The sequence below is a fragment of the Salmonella sp. SAL00670 genome (genome assembly GCF_046552235.1).
In the GTDB taxonomy this organism is placed as follows: Bacteria; Pseudomonadota; Gammaproteobacteria; order Enterobacterales; family Enterobacteriaceae; genus Salmonella; species Salmonella enterica.
In genome coordinates this window covers 393,982-409,776 of the sequence record NZ_JBGDUO010000004.1, presented here as the reverse complement: position 1 = coordinate 409,776, position 15,795 = coordinate 393,982, and the positions used below count along the sequence as shown (strand labels likewise).

Below are 15,795 nucleotides of genomic sequence, written 5' to 3'. Positions count from 1 at the left end.
CCGTGTAAAAAGGTTATTGATCTGTCTCCCTTATTATGGGGAGACAGATTAAAATTAAAGGACTAATTCTGATGCCAGCAGTGACTAAACTTCCATTATTATTACTCAGCGTCCCCTTTGTTTTTTCAACACTCTTTTCACAGGCTAACGCTGCCGGCATGGTACCGGAAACTACGCTACTGGTGATTGAAGAATCCACACACAGCGGCGTAATGAATGTTAAAAACACCGACAGCAATCCGGCTTTGTTATATACCACCGTCGTTGATTTACCTGACGACAATGGAGTGAAACTGGATGTCACTCAACCAGTTGTTCGCGTTGAAGCAGGCCAGCAGCAGCAACTACGCTTTATTATGGAAAGTACGGAACCGCTCACCGTCGAGCACTATAAGCGCGTCACGTTTGAAGGTATTCCTCCGAAATCTACCAATAAGGGAATGAAAATAGGTTTTAATCTACGCCAGGATTTGCCGGTATTAATTCGTCCTAAAAATCTACCGGTCGTTACTGATGCCTGGAAATTATTAACCTGGTCCAGAAACGGACAAACAATCAACGTCAAAAATCCGTCTCCCTACGTTGTACGTTTAGCCCAAAATATTACCTTCTTACCTTCCGGGGGTGAAGGCACGATTAAAAAAACCTATATTCTGCCTGGCGAAACATTGAACGTCAGTATAAAAACGCCCTTTGCTGCTGATACATCCGTACGTTTTTATCCTGCCAGCCGTTACGGCATTGAAGTCCCCAGCTTTACCTCACCGCTGGTGCCGTAATGAGAGCTAGCACGTGAAGTATTTAAAACTGCCGCTATACATCAAAACCGCGCTTTATTGCTCACTGGCGACCACGACGTTTTCAGCTCTGGCGGAGGAGCTGAATTTTGACATGGGTATTCTCACCTCCAGAGGCATTAGCCCCAACGTCGCACAATATTTTTCCCGCGCGCCGCGCTTTCTACCAGGCAGCCACACCGTCATGGTAAAGATCAATGGCGTAAATAGAGGGTCGTTGGTCGCGCGTTTCGACACAGAAGGCCAGCTTTGCGTGGATGACGATTTCCTCAGCGCCAGCGGGCTCGTACCGCTTAATATCAGCGCCAAAGAAACCTGCCATAGCCTACAAGAAGATTATCCCTCAGCGATTATTACCCCACTGCCAAACAGTGAATCGCTGGAGCTTTTTGTTCCGGCACAGGCTCTGGATAATAACTTACTATCGCTAAACAACGTGATTAAAGGCGGCACCGCCGGGTTATTTAACTATAACCTGTACGCCAGTCGCAGCGAGTCATCCGGTAGCGATAGCCGAAACTATGCCCAGGCAAACCTTGAAGCTGGCTTAAACTTCGCGGAATGGACGCTGCGCAGCCGCTACATGCTGACGAATAATGATGGAGAATACCGTACCGATAGTCTATATACCTATGCGGAGCACGTATTTCAGGCACAAAAAATGCGTGCGCAAGTTGGGCAGATCAACGTCAACTCCAGTCTATTCAGTGGCGCGCCGATCAACGGCGTACAGCTTATCCCTGAACAAGGGCTGGCACAGGATACACAAGGCGTAGCCATTAACGGTATTGCCCGAACCCACCAGGCTCGCGTTGAAGTTCGTCAGTCCGGACAGATTATTTATACCGCACCAGTGAACGCTGGGGCATTTACCCTTGAAAATGTCCCCATCATACGCAGCAATACCGACCTTAACGTCAGCGTCGTTGAAACCGATGGCTCAACGACAACCTTCACGGTGCCGGCAGTATCCTTTAATTTACGCGAACTCACGCCCGCAGGCTTAACAATGTCCATAGGGCGCATACGTGATACCACCAGCGACTATTCGCTTCCCTGGATCTATAACATCAGCGATGGTTGGAAACTGAGTGAAAACTGGCTGGCGCAGGCGTCTGGCGTACTGGCACAAGACTATCAAGCGGCAGGAGGGATGCTGCAATGGCTTCCAACCAACAAATGGACGTTTTCCGGCTCAATGCTGGGCAGTAAAGCGTCCTTTGGCGAATCTCTGCAGGGTGCGAAAAGTGAACTACGCGCCAGCATGGCGCTGCCCGGGGAAATTAGACTTGACGTCAGTACCGCCCGCTACAGCGACGGATATCGTGAGTTAACGGATGCGCTCAATAAAGATGCTTACGAATATCAAAGTAGCTCCAGTGCTAATATTGCCTGGAACCATAATCTGTTAGGTACCTTCTCTCTGGGTTATTACACTTATCAGGCTACGGATAATGACAACGACTCTCGCAGCATAATGGCTTCCTGGGGCAAAACGTTTAAATATGCCTCAATTACCGCTAACTGGCAGCACGCTGTTAATCAGGATGATGAGAATCATAACGACAGTAATGATGATGATATGTTTTACATCAACATCAGCATTCCACTCGGTGAGCAGCGCGTCGGCGCTTATATGCGTAATCAAGGTGATAAAACAACCTACGGGCTACAAAATAATGGTTCGCTGAGTAAAGATACCCATTACTATATTTCTGCGGATCGTGATGCAAAAAACCAGCAAAATAGCTTCAACGGTAATCTCAATAGCAATCTTCATTACACTCAACTCAGCGTGGGCGGCGGCACTGATGGCGATAATTACCGCAACTATAACGCAACCTTCAGCGGAGGCATCGCTGCACACGAACATGGCATAACGTTCTCGCCTTACACAATCAAAAATACATTTGCTATCGCACGCCTGAGTGAACCAGAAAGCGGCATTGAAATCGCCACGCCACAGGGGCGAATCTGGACTGACCACTGGGGGCAAGCCGTCATTCCGGGGCTAACTGAATGGCGGAAATCCCGCGTAGAGGTTAATGCGAATACGCTACCAAAGAGTATGGAACTGGCAAACGGTATTAAGAATATTACCGTCGCGCACAGCGCTTTTCGGGTACTGGATTTCAACGTGCTGAATACACGCCGTGTGATGCTGGCAGTAAAGCGTCCGGATGGCTCATGGCTACCTAAAGGCACCAGCATTGTAGATGAAAAAAATAACTATTTGGTCAGCGCTGTCGACAGCGGACGCGTATTTATCACCGATGTTGGGGATAATCCTGCGTTATATGCCGCTGATGATGATATGAATCGTCTGTGTCGCATCCACTACACGCTGCAGAAAACCCAGGATAAAGAGGCATTTTATGAAACGGCAAAGGGAGTCTGTCAATGAAATCCAACAGCAAATGGTTGGGGATTGCTATATGTTGTATCTTCACCGCACTACTCCCCCCATCAGCCCGGGCCGACGATGACTGCCAAATAACGTTTTCTTCGCCAAACGTCAGCTTTGGCTGGCTTAAGCAAGATGATATCGTCAATTCTCAGCAAGGCTGGAATCAAATGTCTTCACAGGAGGTTCACGTTAGTGTGAGTTGCCCAGAAAGCCAGAACATTGCTCTTTTTGTGCAGGCCTCAGCGGGGGAAAAGGGACGATTTTATTTTGGAAATAACGGTGGTCTCGCCGTACGTGTTAGTCAGATGATAGTAGATGGTAAAAGTTATCCTATTGCCAGCACCCTTGATAGAGTGAGCTTTGCTCCCAATGACAGTGCCCTGGATAGTCTGTTGCTACATAATAACAACGGTATCATCGCGATGGATAATAACCAGCAGGTCAGTGGGAAAATGATGAACGTCACGCTGACATTAACACCTGTCTTGAACGATAATCAATTTACGCATGCTACCGATACGGTCATGCTAGAAAGCAATTTACAGTGGGAAGTGCTGACGAAATAAACGATGAAGGGGGCCTGCTCTGGCCCCCTTCACAATCTTACTCTTTATCGCCCAGCAGTACGGATTCCAGTGCGATTTTGATCATGTCGTTGAAGGTCGTCTGACGTTCAGCGGCAGTGGTCTGCTCGTGGGTACGGATATGGTCAGATACGGTGCAGATGGTCAGCGCTTTCGCGCCAAATTCAGCCGCAACGCCGTAGATACCCGCCGCTTCCATCTCTACGCCCAGTACGCCGTATTTTTCCATCACGTCGAACATTTCGCCGTCCGGAGAGTAGAACAGGTCAGCGGAGAACAGGTTGCCTACGCGCGCGTCAACGCCCAGCGCTTTTGCCGCATCAACTGCGTTACGCACCATGTCGAAGTCAGCGATAGCCGCGAAGTCATGATCTTTAAAACGGATACGGTTCACTTTGGAGTCGGTGCAGGCACCCATACCGATCACCACGTCGCGCAGTTTGACGTCCATGCGCACAGCGCCGCAGGAGCCGACGCGAATGATTTTCTTCACGCCGAAATCGGTGATCAGCTCTTTGGTGTAGATGGAGCAGGACGGGATACCCATACCGTGGCCCATCACGGAGATCTTACGGCCTTTGTAAGTCCCGGTGAAACCTAACATGCCGCGAACGTTGTTCACTTCGCGAACATCTTCGAGGAAAGTCTCAGCAATGTGCTTCGCGCGCAGCGGGTCGCCCGGCATCAATACGACGTCAGCGAAATCACCCATTTCTGCATTAATATGTGGAGTTGCCATCTTCAGTTCCCTTTAAATTTGTTGTTATTGCCTGATGGCGGCTACGCCTTATCAGGCCTACAAAACGTGTGTCAAAACAGTGAAATACCCTAAGTATTTCGCGTTGTAGGAAGGCGACGAATTCGTGAATCCCCGGGAGCATAGATTAACTATGTGACCGGGGTGAGCGAATGAAGTCAACGCATCTACAGCGCGAAAGACAACAGGTATCACAGCATGTTTTTACCGTAGTCCATCGGCGATGTACCAAAGTAGGTCGCCAGCGTCTGGCCGATATCCGCGAAGGTTTCACGGTGACCTAAAGAGCCAGGTTTGACTTTTGGACCGTAGATCAGCACCGGAATGTGCTCACGGGTATGGTCAGTACCGGTCCAGCTCGGGTCACAGCCGTGGTCAGCGGTCAGGATTAGAATGTCATCTTCCCCCACCAGCTCCATCAGCTCCGGCAGACGGCGGTCAAACAGCTCCAGGCCTGCGGCGTAGCCCGCGATGTCGCGACGGTGGCCCCAGGAAGAGTCGAAGTCGACGAAGTTAGTGAAGACGATGGTTTTATCGCCCGCTTCTTTCATCTCTTTGAGGGTCGCGTCGAACAGCGCGTCCAGACCGGTCGCTTTCACTTTCTTAGTGATGCCGCAGTTGGCGTAGATGTCGGCAATCTTACCGACGGACACCACGTGGCCCTGTTTTTCATCGACCAGTTTCTGCAGCACAGTCGGCGCTGGCGGTTCTACGGCCAGGTCGTGACGGTTGCCGGTACGCTGGAAGTTACCGGCCTTGTCGCCGATAAACGGACGCGCGATCACGCGGCCAATGTTGTAGCCGCCTTCGGTCAGCTCTTCACGGGCGATTTCGCACAGCTCGTAGAGTTTATCCAGGCCAAAGGTCTCTTCGTGGCAGGCAATCTGGAACACGGAGTCAGCGGAGGTGTAGAAAATCGGCTTGCCGGTTTTCATGTGCTCTTCGCCGAGCTGGTCCAGAATGACCGTACCGGAAGAGTGGCAGTTACCGAGGTAGCCCGGCAGGTTAGCGCGTTTCACCAGCTTATCCAGCAGTTCCTGCGGGAAGCTGTTTTCGTGATCGCTGAAATAGCCCCAGTCGAACAGCACCGGCACGCCGGCGATTTCCCAGTGGCCGGACGGCGTATCTTTGCCGGAGGACAGTTCGTGCGCCCATGCGTATGCGCCAATAACGTCCGCGTTGCCGTCCATGCCGGCGGCAATTTTACCGGTAGAGCCTTCATGCGCTTTCACCAGCCCCAGACGAGTCAGGTTAGGCAGATTCAACGGGCCTTTACGGCCATTGTCAGCTTCGCCTTTGGCGCAAGCTTCTGCGATGTGGCCCAGAGTGTCGGAACCTACGTCGCCAAAACGATCCGCGTCTTCAGTAGCGCCGATGCCGAATGAGTCCAGCACCATAATAAATGCACGTTTCATATCTTCTCCGTACTTAGTGCTTCAAAAATAATTGATCAGATCAGTATACAACTATTCAGTAATTCGACGATAGACCGAAGGTGTGCTTGCTGGCGCTTTATCGTCAAGGATAATTGCCGCTTTGACGGCCTTCGCCGCTTCCTGCCAACTGGCTTCGTCTTTGGCATGAATCACCGCCAGCGGGCGCTGCCCGTCGATGCTGTCGCCCAGACGGGCCATGTCGGTAAAGCCAACGCTGTAATCAATGGTATCTGACGCCTGACGACGGCCGCCGCCCATCGAGACGACCGCCATCCCCAGCGCACGCGTATCCATTGCGCTGATAAACCCTTCGGTATCAGCATATACCGCTTTGCTCAACATGGCGGTCGGCAGGTATTTATCGTAGTTCTCAACGAAATCGCTTGGCCCTTTCTGCGCGGCCACCATACGACCAAAGACTTCTGCCGCTTTACCGTTATCCAGCACCGCCTGCAGTTTGGCACGCGCTTCGGCGTCGTCTTTCGCCAGCTGGCCGGAGATCAGCATCTCCACGCATAGCGCCATAGTGACGTCAAACAAGCGCGGATTGCGGTATTCACCGGTCAGGAACTGCACGGCTTCACGCACTTCCACCGCGTTACCGGCGCTTGAAGCCAGCACCTGGTTCATATCGGTTAACAACGCCGTAGTGCGAACTCCCGCGCCGTTTGCCACGCCGACAATCGCTTCAGCAAGGGCTTCAGAAAGTTCATAGGTTGGCATAAACGCGCCGCTGCCGACTTTGACGTCCATTACCAGCGCATCCAGCCCTTCGGCCAGTTTCTTGGCGAGGATGGAGCCGGTGATCAGCGGAATAGAGTCCACCGTCGCGGTAATATCGCGGGTGGCGTAAAAACGTTTGTCCGCCGGTGCAAGCGAGCTGGTTTGCCCAATAATCGCCACACCCACGTCTTGAATAATTTCGCGGAAACGGTTGTCGTCCGGGAAGATATCGAAGCCCGGGATCGCTTCCAGTTTGTCGAGCGTACCGCCGGTATGTCCGAGGCCGCGACCGGAGATCATCGGCACATAACCGCCGCAGGCCGCTACCATTGGCCCCAACATCAGAGACGTCACGTCCCCTACGCCGCCGGTCGAATGCTTATCGACAATCGGGCCATTGAGATTCAGGCTTTTCCAGTCAAGGACAGTACCGGAATCCCGCATCGCCATGGTCAGCGAAACACGCTCCGGCATGGTCATATCGTGGAAGAAGATGGTCATCGCCAGGGCGGCAATCTGCCCTTCAGAGATAGTATTGTCACGAATACCATTGATAAAGAAACGAATTTCTTCGTCACTCAACGCATGACCATCACGCTTTTTACGAATAATTTCTTGTGCGAGAAACACGGTACCCTCCTGAGGGAAAAGAGTAGAAGGCTTACATCGCCGGATGGCGGCTAACGCCTTATCCGGCCTACAGGCCTGGATTTGTAGGCCGGATAAGCGCAGCGCCATCCGGCAAATCAGAGCTTAGTAGCTGCTGGCGCTCTTACCGTCGCCGTGACCCAGCGCTTTCAGCAGGCTTGCCAGCAGGCTGGATGCGCCAAAGCGGTAGTGACGAGAATCTGCCCAGTCAGCGCCAAACAGTTCGTCTGCAATCGCGAGGAATTTCTGCGCGTCTTCCGCCGTACGTACGCCGCCCGCCGGTTTGAAGCCAACGGTTTTGGAAACGCCCATGTCGCGGATCACTTCCATCATGATGCGCGCGCTTTCCGGCGTAGCGTTTACCGGCACTTTACCGGTAGAGGTTTTGATGAAATCCGCACCGGCTTTAATGGAGATTTCAGAGGCTTTACGAATCAGCGCCTCTTCTTTCAGCTCGCCGGTTTCGATAATCACTTTCAGCAATACGTTCGCTGCGGCACAAGCGTCTTTACAGGCTTTTACCAGATCAAAACCCACCTGCTCGTTACCGGCGATCAACGCGCGGTACGGGAATACCACGTCCACTTCGTCAGCGCCGTAGGCGATCGCCGCACGGGTTTCCGCCAGCGCAATATCGATGTCATCATTGCCATGCGGGAAGTTAGTCACCGTTGCAATGCGGATGTCCGGCGTACCTTGTTCTTTGAGGGTTTTACGCGCAATCGGGATAAAACGCGGGTAAATACAAATCGCCGCCGTATTCCCGACCGGGGTTTTTGCCTGATGACACAACGCGATCACTTTTTCATTGGTGTCGTCATCGTTCAGAGTGGTCAGATCCATCAGTTTGAGCGCACGCAGGCTGCTTGCTTTTAAATCAGTCATGACATTCTCCAACGGCATTGCCGTATAAAATTTCACCTTGCGAGTCTGTTAATATTCTAACATTCACTCGCGATTACACTTCGATATACATCACAGTTAATGAAAACTACGTACAAATTTGCATTACTTTAATGAGATCTGAATCAAATTATCCCGCCGTCACCGCCTGTTCTTCGAGCGATAAGCGCATCAGGATCAAAGTCGGTTTGCCGCCATTTTCTACAATAGCGCATCGTCCCGGCATAAAGAGGAAACGAAGATGCCTGCCTCATGCGAAACTGCGCTCCAGCAGCGTTGCCAGCAAATTGTGACCAGCCCGGTGCTCACGCCTGAACAAAAACGCCATTTTCTGGCGCTGGAAGCTGAAAACGCCCTGCCTTATCCCCCCCTGCCGGAAGATGCCCGCCAGGCGCTGGATGAAGGCGTCATTTGCGATATGTTTGAGGGGCACGCCCCCTTCAAACCGCGCTACGTGTTGCCCGATTACGCCCGATTTCTGGCTAACGGTTCACAGTGGCTGGAACTGGAAGGCGCGAAAGATCTGGATGATGCGTTATCCCTACTCACCATTCTGTATCATCACGTTCCTTCCGTGACGTCCATGCCGGTTTATCTCGGCCAGCTTGATGCGTTGCTGCAACCGTATGTTAGAATTCTAACACAAGATGCGATCGATATTCGAATAAAACGTTTCTGGCGTTATCTCGACAGAACGCTGCCAGACGCCTTTATGCATGCCAATATTGGCCCTGCCGATACGCCTGTCACACGAGCGATTTTGCGCGCTGATGCCGAGCTAAAGCAGGTGGCGCCTAACCTGACGTTTATCTACGATGCGGAAATTACGCCGGACGATCTGCTGCTGGAGGTCGCCAAAAACATTTGTGAATGTAGTAAGCCACACATTTCCAATGGTCCTGTAAATGATAAAATTTTCACAAAAGGTCATTATGGCATCGTCAGTTGTTATAACTCGCTACCGCTTGGCGGCGGCGGCAGTACGCTGGTACGTCTCAACCTGAAAGCCGTGGCAGAACGCAGTACGTCTGTCGATGACTTCTTTTCACGCACGCTACCGCACTACTGCCGACAGCAGATCGCCATCATTAATTCACGATGTGAATTCCTCTATGAAAAGTCACATTTCTTTGAGAATAGCTTTCTTGTACAGGAAGGTTTGATCGATCCCGAACGTTTTGCGCCGATGTTCGGTATGTACGGGCTGGCGGAAGCCGTGAACCTGCTGTGCGAAAACGCGGGCCTGAACGCCCGTTATGGCAAAAATGAAACGGCGAACGAGCTGGGCTACCGTATTAGCACCCAACTGGCGGATTTCGTCGAAAATACGCCAGTGAAGTATGGCTGGAAGCAACGGGCGCTGCTCCATGCCCAGTCTGGCATCAGTTCCGATATTGGCACTACGCCGGGCGCACGTTTGCCGTATGGCGATGAACCGGACCCTATCACCCATCTGCAAACCGTCGCGCCGCACCATGCCTTTTACCATGCCGGGATCAGCGACATTCTGACGCTGGACGAAACCATCAAGCGTAATCCGCAGGCGCTGGTTCAGCTTTGTCTTGGCGCGTTCAAAGCCGGGATGCGGGAATTTACCGCCAATGTCAGCGGCAACGATCTGGTGCGCGTCACCGGTTATATGGTGCGCCTGTCGGATCTGGCGAAATTTCGCGCCGAAGGCTCGCGCACGAATACCACCTGGCTGGGAGAAGAAGCCGCACGTAATACCCGCATCCTGGAACGACAGCCACGCGTAGTCAGCCATGAACAACAGATGCGCTTTAGTCAGTAAGATCATTGCGTTTTCCTGCGTCGATGGGCCAGGCAGCCGCCTGGCATTATTCTTACAGGGCTGCAATTTGCGCTGCAAGAATTGCCATAACCCGTGGACGATGGGACGCTGTAACGACTGCGGGGAATGCGTATCGCAGTGTCCGCATCACGCCCTCAGCGTTGATGGCGGGAAAGTGGTATGGCGGTCGGACGTCTGCGAGCAGTGCGATACCTGCCTGAAAATGTGCCCACAGCAGGCAACGCCAATGGCGCAGACCATGAGCGTTGACGATGTGCTGCGTCATATTCGTAAAGCATCGCTGTTTATTGAAGGTATTACCGTCAGCGGCGGAGAGGCGACCACGCAATTACCGTTTATTGTGGCGCTATTTACGGCGATCAAAGCCGATCCGCAGTTACAACGGCTGACCTGTCTGGTGGACAGTAATGGTCAGTTAAGCGAGACCGGCTGGCAAAAACTACTGCCGGTTTGCGACGGCGTAATGCTCGATCTGAAAGCCTGGAAGAGCGAGTGTCATCACCGTCTGACCGGACGTGATAACACGCATATTAAGCACAGTATCCGCTTTCTTGCTGCGCGGGGAAAACTGGCGGAGCTGCGGTTGCTGGTTATCCCGGGTCAGGTGGACTATGCGGCGCATATCGATTCACTGGCGGCGTTTATTACTTCGCTGGGCGAGGTTCCGGTGCGCCTGAATGCCTTTCATGCGCATGGCGTCTATGGCGAAGCGAAAGCCTGGCCAGGCGCGACGCCGCAAGAGGTGGAACGGCTGGCAGACGGATTGCGCGCGCGTGGGGTGGCGAAGCTGATTTTGCCGGCGCTATATTTGTAACCGTCGCCTGCCGGACGGCGGCTGCGATGCCATCAGAGCCGAAACAAGGTAATGGTATTGCGATACAGCGTATCGGCTATCACCTCTGCGGGCTCCGGACGTAATTCGCAGAGCGCATCAAATACGCGCGCCGCCTGCTCCGGGCGATTCGGCTGCCCCTGAAACCCTTTTAGCGGCATATCCGGCGCATCGGTCTCCAGCAACAGCGCGTCCAGCGGCAACCGCGCCATAACATCACGGGTTTTACTGGCGCGCGGGTAGGTGATGGTGCCGCCGACGCCGATTTTATAGCCCAGTTGCACAAAACGTTCGGCCTGTTGCAGACTGCCGGCAAAACCATGCACCACGCCGGTTCGCGGTAGATCCTGGCGCTTTAAGTGCATCGCCAGTTTGTCATGCGTGCGCCGCGAGTGCAGGATCACCGGCAGATCGTAGCGTTTTGCCAGTTGCAGTTGCGCGTCTAAAAATCGCTCTTGCCTGGCAAACTGCGGATCGTCGCGATAAAGATCGAGCCCGATCTCGCCTACCGCCACGACGTTCTGTTGTTGCGCCAGCGCTTGTTGCAGCTTATCAGGATCGTCATCGGCATGACGCTCAATCACAATGGGGTGTAATCCCAGCGCAGCATAAAGCGACGGGAAACGCGCCGCCAGCGCCAGCACGCGGGGAAAGTGAGCCGCCTCGGTCGCCGGCACGATGATTTTTTCAACGCCCGCCTCACAGGCACGCTGAATACTGGCACGCTCATCGCCCGTAAAGGGCGGGAAATCAAAATGGCAATGCGTATCGATAAAGCGCCAGCTCACGCCAGATCCTCGTCGGTAAATGTGGTGTCGTTTGCCTGCGGCGCGCTAATGACCTCCGCCACATGCGTATCATTGGCCACCGGCGCCGGAGGCACGACCACCGTTTCCGGCACGGCAATCCGCGACGAATGGCGCAAGAGAGGCGGCGTTGCGGCGAGCAATTTACCAACGGTGGCAAGGAAATAACGCCCGCATAATTGCCCGGTTTTGTAATCCTCACGCAGCGCCGGGATACGGCTGCCCAGCGCCATGCTGTGCAGCGGTTTCGGCGGATAAATTTCAATGATCCGCAGCTTACCCGGCGGCTTTTCAATAAATTGTTGGATCGCGCTGTAGGACGTTTCATGATGCTGCACCAGGTTGACCAACGGCTGTAGACTGCTCTCTCCCAGCCAGCGCTCCATACGCTTAAACCACTGCGGCGTGTAATACATTTGCGAGGGTACGGTGCGGATCACCACAATGGTTTTCGCCCCCCGCTTTGCCGCCTCCTGAACCGGAATGGCGTCGCTAATGCCACCGTCCAGATAGTTGATGCCCTCTAACGTAACGCCGGTACGGTAGAAACCCGGTATGGCGCTGGAGGCGCGAATGATATCAAGCCAGTTTTGTTTTGTCGGCGAGAAATAGCCCGGCGTGTAATCATCCCCCCGGCAGGCGCACATATAAAAGGATTTTCCGCTGTCAAACAGGCGCGCTGCGGTATCCATTTGCAGCGGCATCCGGGCGGCGGTGGATTCCACCAGCCAGTCGAGGTCAATAAGGTTTCCTCCGCGTACAAATCGTAGCGGATCAAAAAATTCGCGCCTGGTGGTATAGCGCATAATGACTTTACGCCCGTAGCCGGGCTGGTTGCAGAGATACGCCGAGAGATTTTGCGCACCGGCTGATGTGCCGAAGTAGAGATGGAAAGGATTAAACTGCGCACGCATAAACTCATCCAGCACGCCTGCGGTAAAGATGCCCCGCTGCCCCCCGCCCTCACAGACCAGCGCCATACGGCCTGGCCGGAACGGTGTTAATGATAACGGCGCAATATTGCCGAGCGTAACCGGTATTCGCTGGCCCACCTCTGCCTTCCTGTTTTTCATTTTTTTCCAGGCTGACAAGGTAACGCAAAACGTTAACGGCTAAAACCGTAAAAGCCAGTCCGCTGGACTGGCTTGATAGCAATATATCTTTACAGATGCCTGCTAGGGTCGTTTACGGCCCATGAACAGGCTGACCAGGAAGAGCACGATCCCGACGACGAAGACGATTTTCGCCGCGCCGGCAGCCGTACCAGCCAGTCCACCAAAACCCAATGCGGCGGCAATTAACGCGATAACCAGAAATATAATGCCCCAACGAAACATAAGCCTCTCCTTTACCATAGTTAATGTCGACCGCTAAATATGAGCGCTCAGGCTACTCATTCGCGATATTTTTAGTGTGGTGCACATTACGCCTCCCGACAAACGTCGGGAGGACGAATTACGACGAATTACTGAACTTTCAGATCGTTTTTAACACTTTTTACGCCATCAACGGCTTTCGCGATGCTTTCAGCGCGGTCGCTTTGTTCCTGAGTTTCAACGGTACCGGAGAGCTGTACGACGCCATCGGTCGTTTCCACTTTTACTTTACGGGAAGGGACGAGATCGTCCGCCAGCAACTTGGCTTTGACTTCACTGGTCGTGGCCGTATCGCCGGCATAACCTTTCACGGAACCTTCTTTATTGTCGCGAACGTGAAGTTTGTCGCTAACGGAGGTCACGCCTTCTACGCCTTTCGCCACTTTCACGGCGGCTTCAGCCTGCGCCTGGCTTTCTACAAAGCCGCTCAGGGTGACGACTTTCTGATTGGTTTCGACAGAAATATCGGTGCTTTTAATATTGTCATGGTCTACCAGCGCAGCTTTTACTTTCGCAGTGATGGCGCTGTCATCCATGAAGTTACCGACTTTATTCATAGAGCTATCGACTTTTTGCCCTGCGGTTTCGGTTCCGCTTTGCGCCTTGTCCGTTGTTGCGTTTTCTGCAAAGGCAGAACCTGTCGCAACAGCAGAGGTCAACATTACGGCCAGCAGAGTTTTAGAAATCTTCAGTCTTGTCATAGTCATCGATTTTGTCCTGTATAGTTTGCTCGTAATTTGAGCTCAGGCAACACGAGGTTGCATTGCTGAATGCGGTGAAACTCACCGGTTTCTGAAGTCAATGACTGGCATCACATTCGTGAATTTGTAACGACGCGTCGCCTGCCACCCTTCCGTTTCAGTTATTAATATCGTGACTGAAACAAATCTCAGCTTTAAGCTCTCATATTCACGCATTGAACAGGCATTAAAGCCGACATTTATGTCATCACTTTGTTAAATATAGATCACAATTTTAAAATCGCTTGTCGATGCGTATAAAAAACAGGCAGATCGGAGAAAAAACGCGGGATTTAAGAACATTCCGTAAGCGGTTAAAAAGGCAGGGAAAGTACGAAGGCGCGGCGGATGCCGCGCCCGGAAAGGGATCAGTGTTCGCGCGTTTTACGGAACTGAACGTCAGGGTAACGTTCCTGGGTCAGGTTCAGGTTAACCATCGTGGGGGCGATATAGGTGAGGTTGTCGCCGCCATCCAGCGCCAGTTGTGTTTCATTCTTACGCTTGAACTCTTCGAATTTCTTCGCATCGGCGCTTTCCACCCAGCGCGCCGTCGCCACGTTGACGGATTCATAAATCGCCTCAACGTTGTATTCGCTTTTCAGGCGCGCGACAACAACGTCAAACTGCAAAACGCCCACGGCGCCGACAATCAGATCGTTGTTGGAGATGGGACGGAATACCTGCACCGCCCCCTCTTCAGAAAGCTGCACCAGCCCTTTCAGTAACTGCTTCTGCTTGAGCGGATCTTTCAGGCGAATACGACGGAACAGTTCCGGCGCAAAGTTCGGGATACCGGTAAACTTCATCATCTCGCCCTGGGTGAAGGTATCGCCGATCTGAATGGTGCCGTGGTTATGCAGACCCAAAATATCGCCCGGGTACGCTTCTTCAACGTGCGAACGGTCGCCCGCCATAAAAGTTAACGCGTCGGAAATCACCACCTCTTTGCCGGTACGGACCTGGCGTAGCTTCATGCCCTTCTCATACTTACCGGAAACCACGCGCATAAACGCCACGCGGTCGCGGTGTTTCGGGTCCATATTGGCCTGAATTTTAAAGACAAAACCGGTGAACTTCTCTTCCGAGGCTTCCACTGTGCGGGTATCGGTTTGACGCGGCATCGGCGCGGGCGCCCACGCCACTAAACCATCCAGCATATGGTCAACGCCAAAGTTACCCAGCGCGGTACCGAAAAATACCGGGGTAATTTCCCCTGCCAGGAACAGCTCTTCATCAAACTCGTTAGACGCGCCCTGCACCAGTTCCAGCTCGTCGCGCAGCTGCTGCGCCAGATCTTCACCGACGGCGGCGTCCAGATCCGGGTTATTCAGCCCTTTAACGATGCGCACTTCCTGAATGGTGTGGCCCTTACCGGTCTGATACAGATAAGTTTCATCTTTATAAAGGTGATAAACGCCCTTAAACAGCTTGCCGCAGCCAATCGGCCAGGTGATCGGCGCGCAGCCGATTTTCAGCTCGTTCTCGACTTCATCCAGCAGCTCCATCGGGTCGCGGATGTCACGGTCGAGTTTGTTCATAAAGGTCAGGATCGGCGTATCGCGCAGACGGGTAACTTCCATCAGCTTACGGGTCCTGTCCTCAACGCCTTTCGCGGCGTCGATCACCATCAGACAACAGTCCACCGCCGTCAGAGTACGGTAGGTATCTTCGGAGAAGTCTTCGTGCCCCGGGGTATCCAGCAGATTCACCAGACAGTCGTGATACGGGAACTGCATCACCGAGGTGGTGATGGAGATACCACGCTGTTTTTCCATCTCCATCCAGTCAGATTTTGCATGTTGGCTGGAGCCACGGCCTTTTACCGTACCGGCGGTCTGAATCGCCTGTCCGAACAGCAACACTTTTTCGGTAATGGTGGTTTTACCGGCATCCGGGTGAGAAATGATGGCAAAAGTGCGGCGTTTGGCCACCTCTTGCAAATAAGGAGACAACGTCATAGTCAAATCTTCTTG

The 15,795-nt window shown here is 52.9% G+C and carries 14 protein-coding genes; 5 read left to right on the top strand and 9 right to left on the bottom strand.

The window, feature by feature from the left end:
• The first annotated feature begins 71 nt into the window (after window positions 1-71).
• From stjC to ACLJRS_RS15885, 3 genes are read left to right on the top strand one after another with little or no spacing between them, the layout of a single operon-like run.
• A complete protein-coding gene (stjC, locus tag ACLJRS_RS15895) occupies window positions 72-779 on the top strand; it encodes a fimbrial biogenesis chaperone StjC (protein WP_001112036.1) in 708 nt (235 codons plus the stop codon).
• Between the two features lie 13 nt (window positions 780-792).
• Entirely contained in the window at window positions 793-3,201 is a 2,409-nt protein-coding gene (locus ACLJRS_RS15890) for a fimbrial biogenesis outer membrane usher protein (RefSeq protein WP_000876240.1), read from the top strand.
• The gene (locus ACLJRS_RS15885; RefSeq protein WP_000841604.1) at window positions 3,198-3,770 is read left to right on the top strand and encodes an outer membrane protein; all 573 of its coding nucleotides are present in this window, start codon (window positions 3,198-3,200) and stop codon (window positions 3,768-3,770) included. The genes ACLJRS_RS15890 and ACLJRS_RS15885 overlap by 4 nt, the downstream gene beginning before the upstream one ends.
• 37 nt (window positions 3,771-3,807) lie before the next feature.
• Here the strand turns inward: ACLJRS_RS15885 and deoD are convergent, their stop codons facing one another.
• From deoD to deoC, 4 genes are all read right to left on the bottom strand, one after another.
• Complete coding sequence (gene deoD, locus ACLJRS_RS15880; protein WP_000224864.1) at window positions 3,808-4,527, bottom strand: purine-nucleoside phosphorylase; 720 nt, start codon at window positions 4,525-4,527, stop codon at window positions 3,808-3,810.
• A 209-nt stretch (window positions 4,528-4,736) separates the two neighbouring features.
• On the bottom strand, window positions 4,737-5,960 hold the full coding sequence (gene deoB, locus ACLJRS_RS15875; protein WP_000816454.1) for a phosphopentomutase: 1,224 nt from the start codon (window positions 5,958-5,960) through the stop codon (window positions 4,737-4,739).
• A gap of 51 nt (window positions 5,961-6,011) precedes the next feature.
• Window positions 6,012-7,334 carry a thymidine phosphorylase gene (gene deoA, locus ACLJRS_RS15870; RefSeq protein WP_000477838.1) on the bottom strand — a complete coding sequence of 441 codons (1,323 nt, stop codon included), beginning with the start codon at window positions 7,332-7,334 and terminating at the stop codon, window positions 6,012-6,014.
• Between the two features lie 123 nt (window positions 7,335-7,457).
• Window positions 7,458-8,237: a deoxyribose-phosphate aldolase gene (gene deoC / locus ACLJRS_RS15865; protein ID WP_001519713.1), complete on the bottom strand. Its 780-nt coding sequence runs from the start codon at window positions 8,235-8,237 to the stop codon at window positions 7,458-7,460.
• A gap of 259 nt (window positions 8,238-8,496) precedes the next feature.
• On the opposite strand from deoC, the gene ACLJRS_RS15860 reads away from it, so the two are divergent.
• Both ACLJRS_RS15860 and ACLJRS_RS15855 read left to right on the top strand, forming a co-directional pair.
• Window positions 8,497-10,047, top strand: a complete 1,551-nt coding sequence (locus tag ACLJRS_RS15860; RefSeq protein ID WP_001111672.1) for a YjjI family glycine radical enzyme — start codon at window positions 8,497-8,499, stop codon at window positions 10,045-10,047.
• Window positions 10,019-10,882, top strand: a complete 864-nt coding sequence (locus ACLJRS_RS15855; protein ID WP_001064945.1) for a YjjW family glycine radical enzyme activase — start codon at window positions 10,019-10,021, stop codon at window positions 10,880-10,882. Before ACLJRS_RS15860 ends, ACLJRS_RS15855 begins: the two co-directional genes overlap by 29 nt.
• A 32-nt stretch (window positions 10,883-10,914) precedes the next feature.
• Here ACLJRS_RS15855 and ACLJRS_RS15850 read toward each other — a convergent pair whose 3' ends face one another.
• The 5 genes from ACLJRS_RS15850 to prfC all read right to left on the bottom strand — a co-directional run bounded on the left by ACLJRS_RS15850 (window position 10,915) and on the right by prfC (window position 15,780).
• Window positions 10,915-11,688, bottom strand: a complete 774-nt coding sequence (locus ACLJRS_RS15850; RefSeq protein ID WP_000119001.1) for a metal-dependent hydrolase — start codon at window positions 11,686-11,688, stop codon at window positions 10,915-10,917.
• Window positions 11,685-12,758, bottom strand: a complete 1,074-nt coding sequence (locus ACLJRS_RS15845) for a patatin family protein (protein WP_000531538.1) — start codon at window positions 12,756-12,758, stop codon at window positions 11,685-11,687. Before ACLJRS_RS15845 ends, ACLJRS_RS15850 begins: the two co-directional genes overlap by 4 nt.
• 123 nt (window positions 12,759-12,881) lie before the next feature.
• Window positions 12,882-13,043 (bottom strand): DUF1328 domain-containing protein, encoded by a 162-nt coding sequence (locus ACLJRS_RS15840; protein WP_000490276.1) that lies wholly within the window; start codon window positions 13,041-13,043, stop codon window positions 12,882-12,884.
• 128 nt (window positions 13,044-13,171) lie between these two features.
• Window positions 13,172-13,789: a molecular chaperone OsmY gene (gene osmY, locus ACLJRS_RS15835; protein ID WP_000178963.1), complete on the bottom strand. Its 618-nt coding sequence runs from the start codon at window positions 13,787-13,789 to the stop codon at window positions 13,172-13,174.
• Window positions 13,790-14,190: 401 nt separating this feature from the next.
• Window positions 14,191-15,780, bottom strand: coding sequence for a peptide chain release factor 3 (prfC, locus tag ACLJRS_RS15830; RefSeq protein ID WP_000175967.1), 1,590 nt, complete (start codon window positions 15,778-15,780; stop codon window positions 14,191-14,193).
• Between the last annotated feature and the right edge of the window lie 15 nt (window positions 15,781-15,795).

Coding starts and splice junctions, on each gene's coding strand:
- stjC (WP_001112036.1), top strand. CDS start 72: ATGCCAGCAGTGACTAAACTTCCATTATTATTACTCAGCGTCCCCTTT.
- ACLJRS_RS15885 (WP_000841604.1), top strand. CDS start 3,198: ATGAAATCCAACAGCAAATGGTTGGGGATTGCTATATGTTGTATCTTC.
- deoD (WP_000224864.1), bottom strand. CDS start 4,527: ATGGCAACTCCACATATTAATGCAGAAATGGGTGATTTCGCTGACGTC.
- deoB (WP_000816454.1), bottom strand. CDS start 5,960: ATGAAACGTGCATTTATTATGGTGCTGGACTCATTCGGCATCGGCGCT.
- deoC (WP_001519713.1), bottom strand. CDS start 8,237: ATGACTGATTTAAAAGCAAGCAGCCTGCGTGCGCTCAAACTGATGGAT.
- ACLJRS_RS15860 (WP_001111672.1), top strand. CDS start 8,497: ATGCCTGCCTCATGCGAAACTGCGCTCCAGCAGCGTTGCCAGCAAATT.
- ACLJRS_RS15855 (WP_001064945.1), top strand. CDS start 10,019: ATGAACAACAGATGCGCTTTAGTCAGTAAGATCATTGCGTTTTCCTGC.
- ACLJRS_RS15840 (WP_000490276.1), bottom strand. CDS start 13,043: ATGTTTCGTTGGGGCATTATATTTCTGGTTATCGCGTTAATTGCCGCC.
- osmY (WP_000178963.1), bottom strand. CDS start 13,789: ATGACTATGACAAGACTGAAGATTTCTAAAACTCTGCTGGCCGTAATG.
- prfC (WP_000175967.1), bottom strand. CDS start 15,780: ATGACGTTGTCTCCTTATTTGCAAGAGGTGGCCAAACGCCGCACTTTT.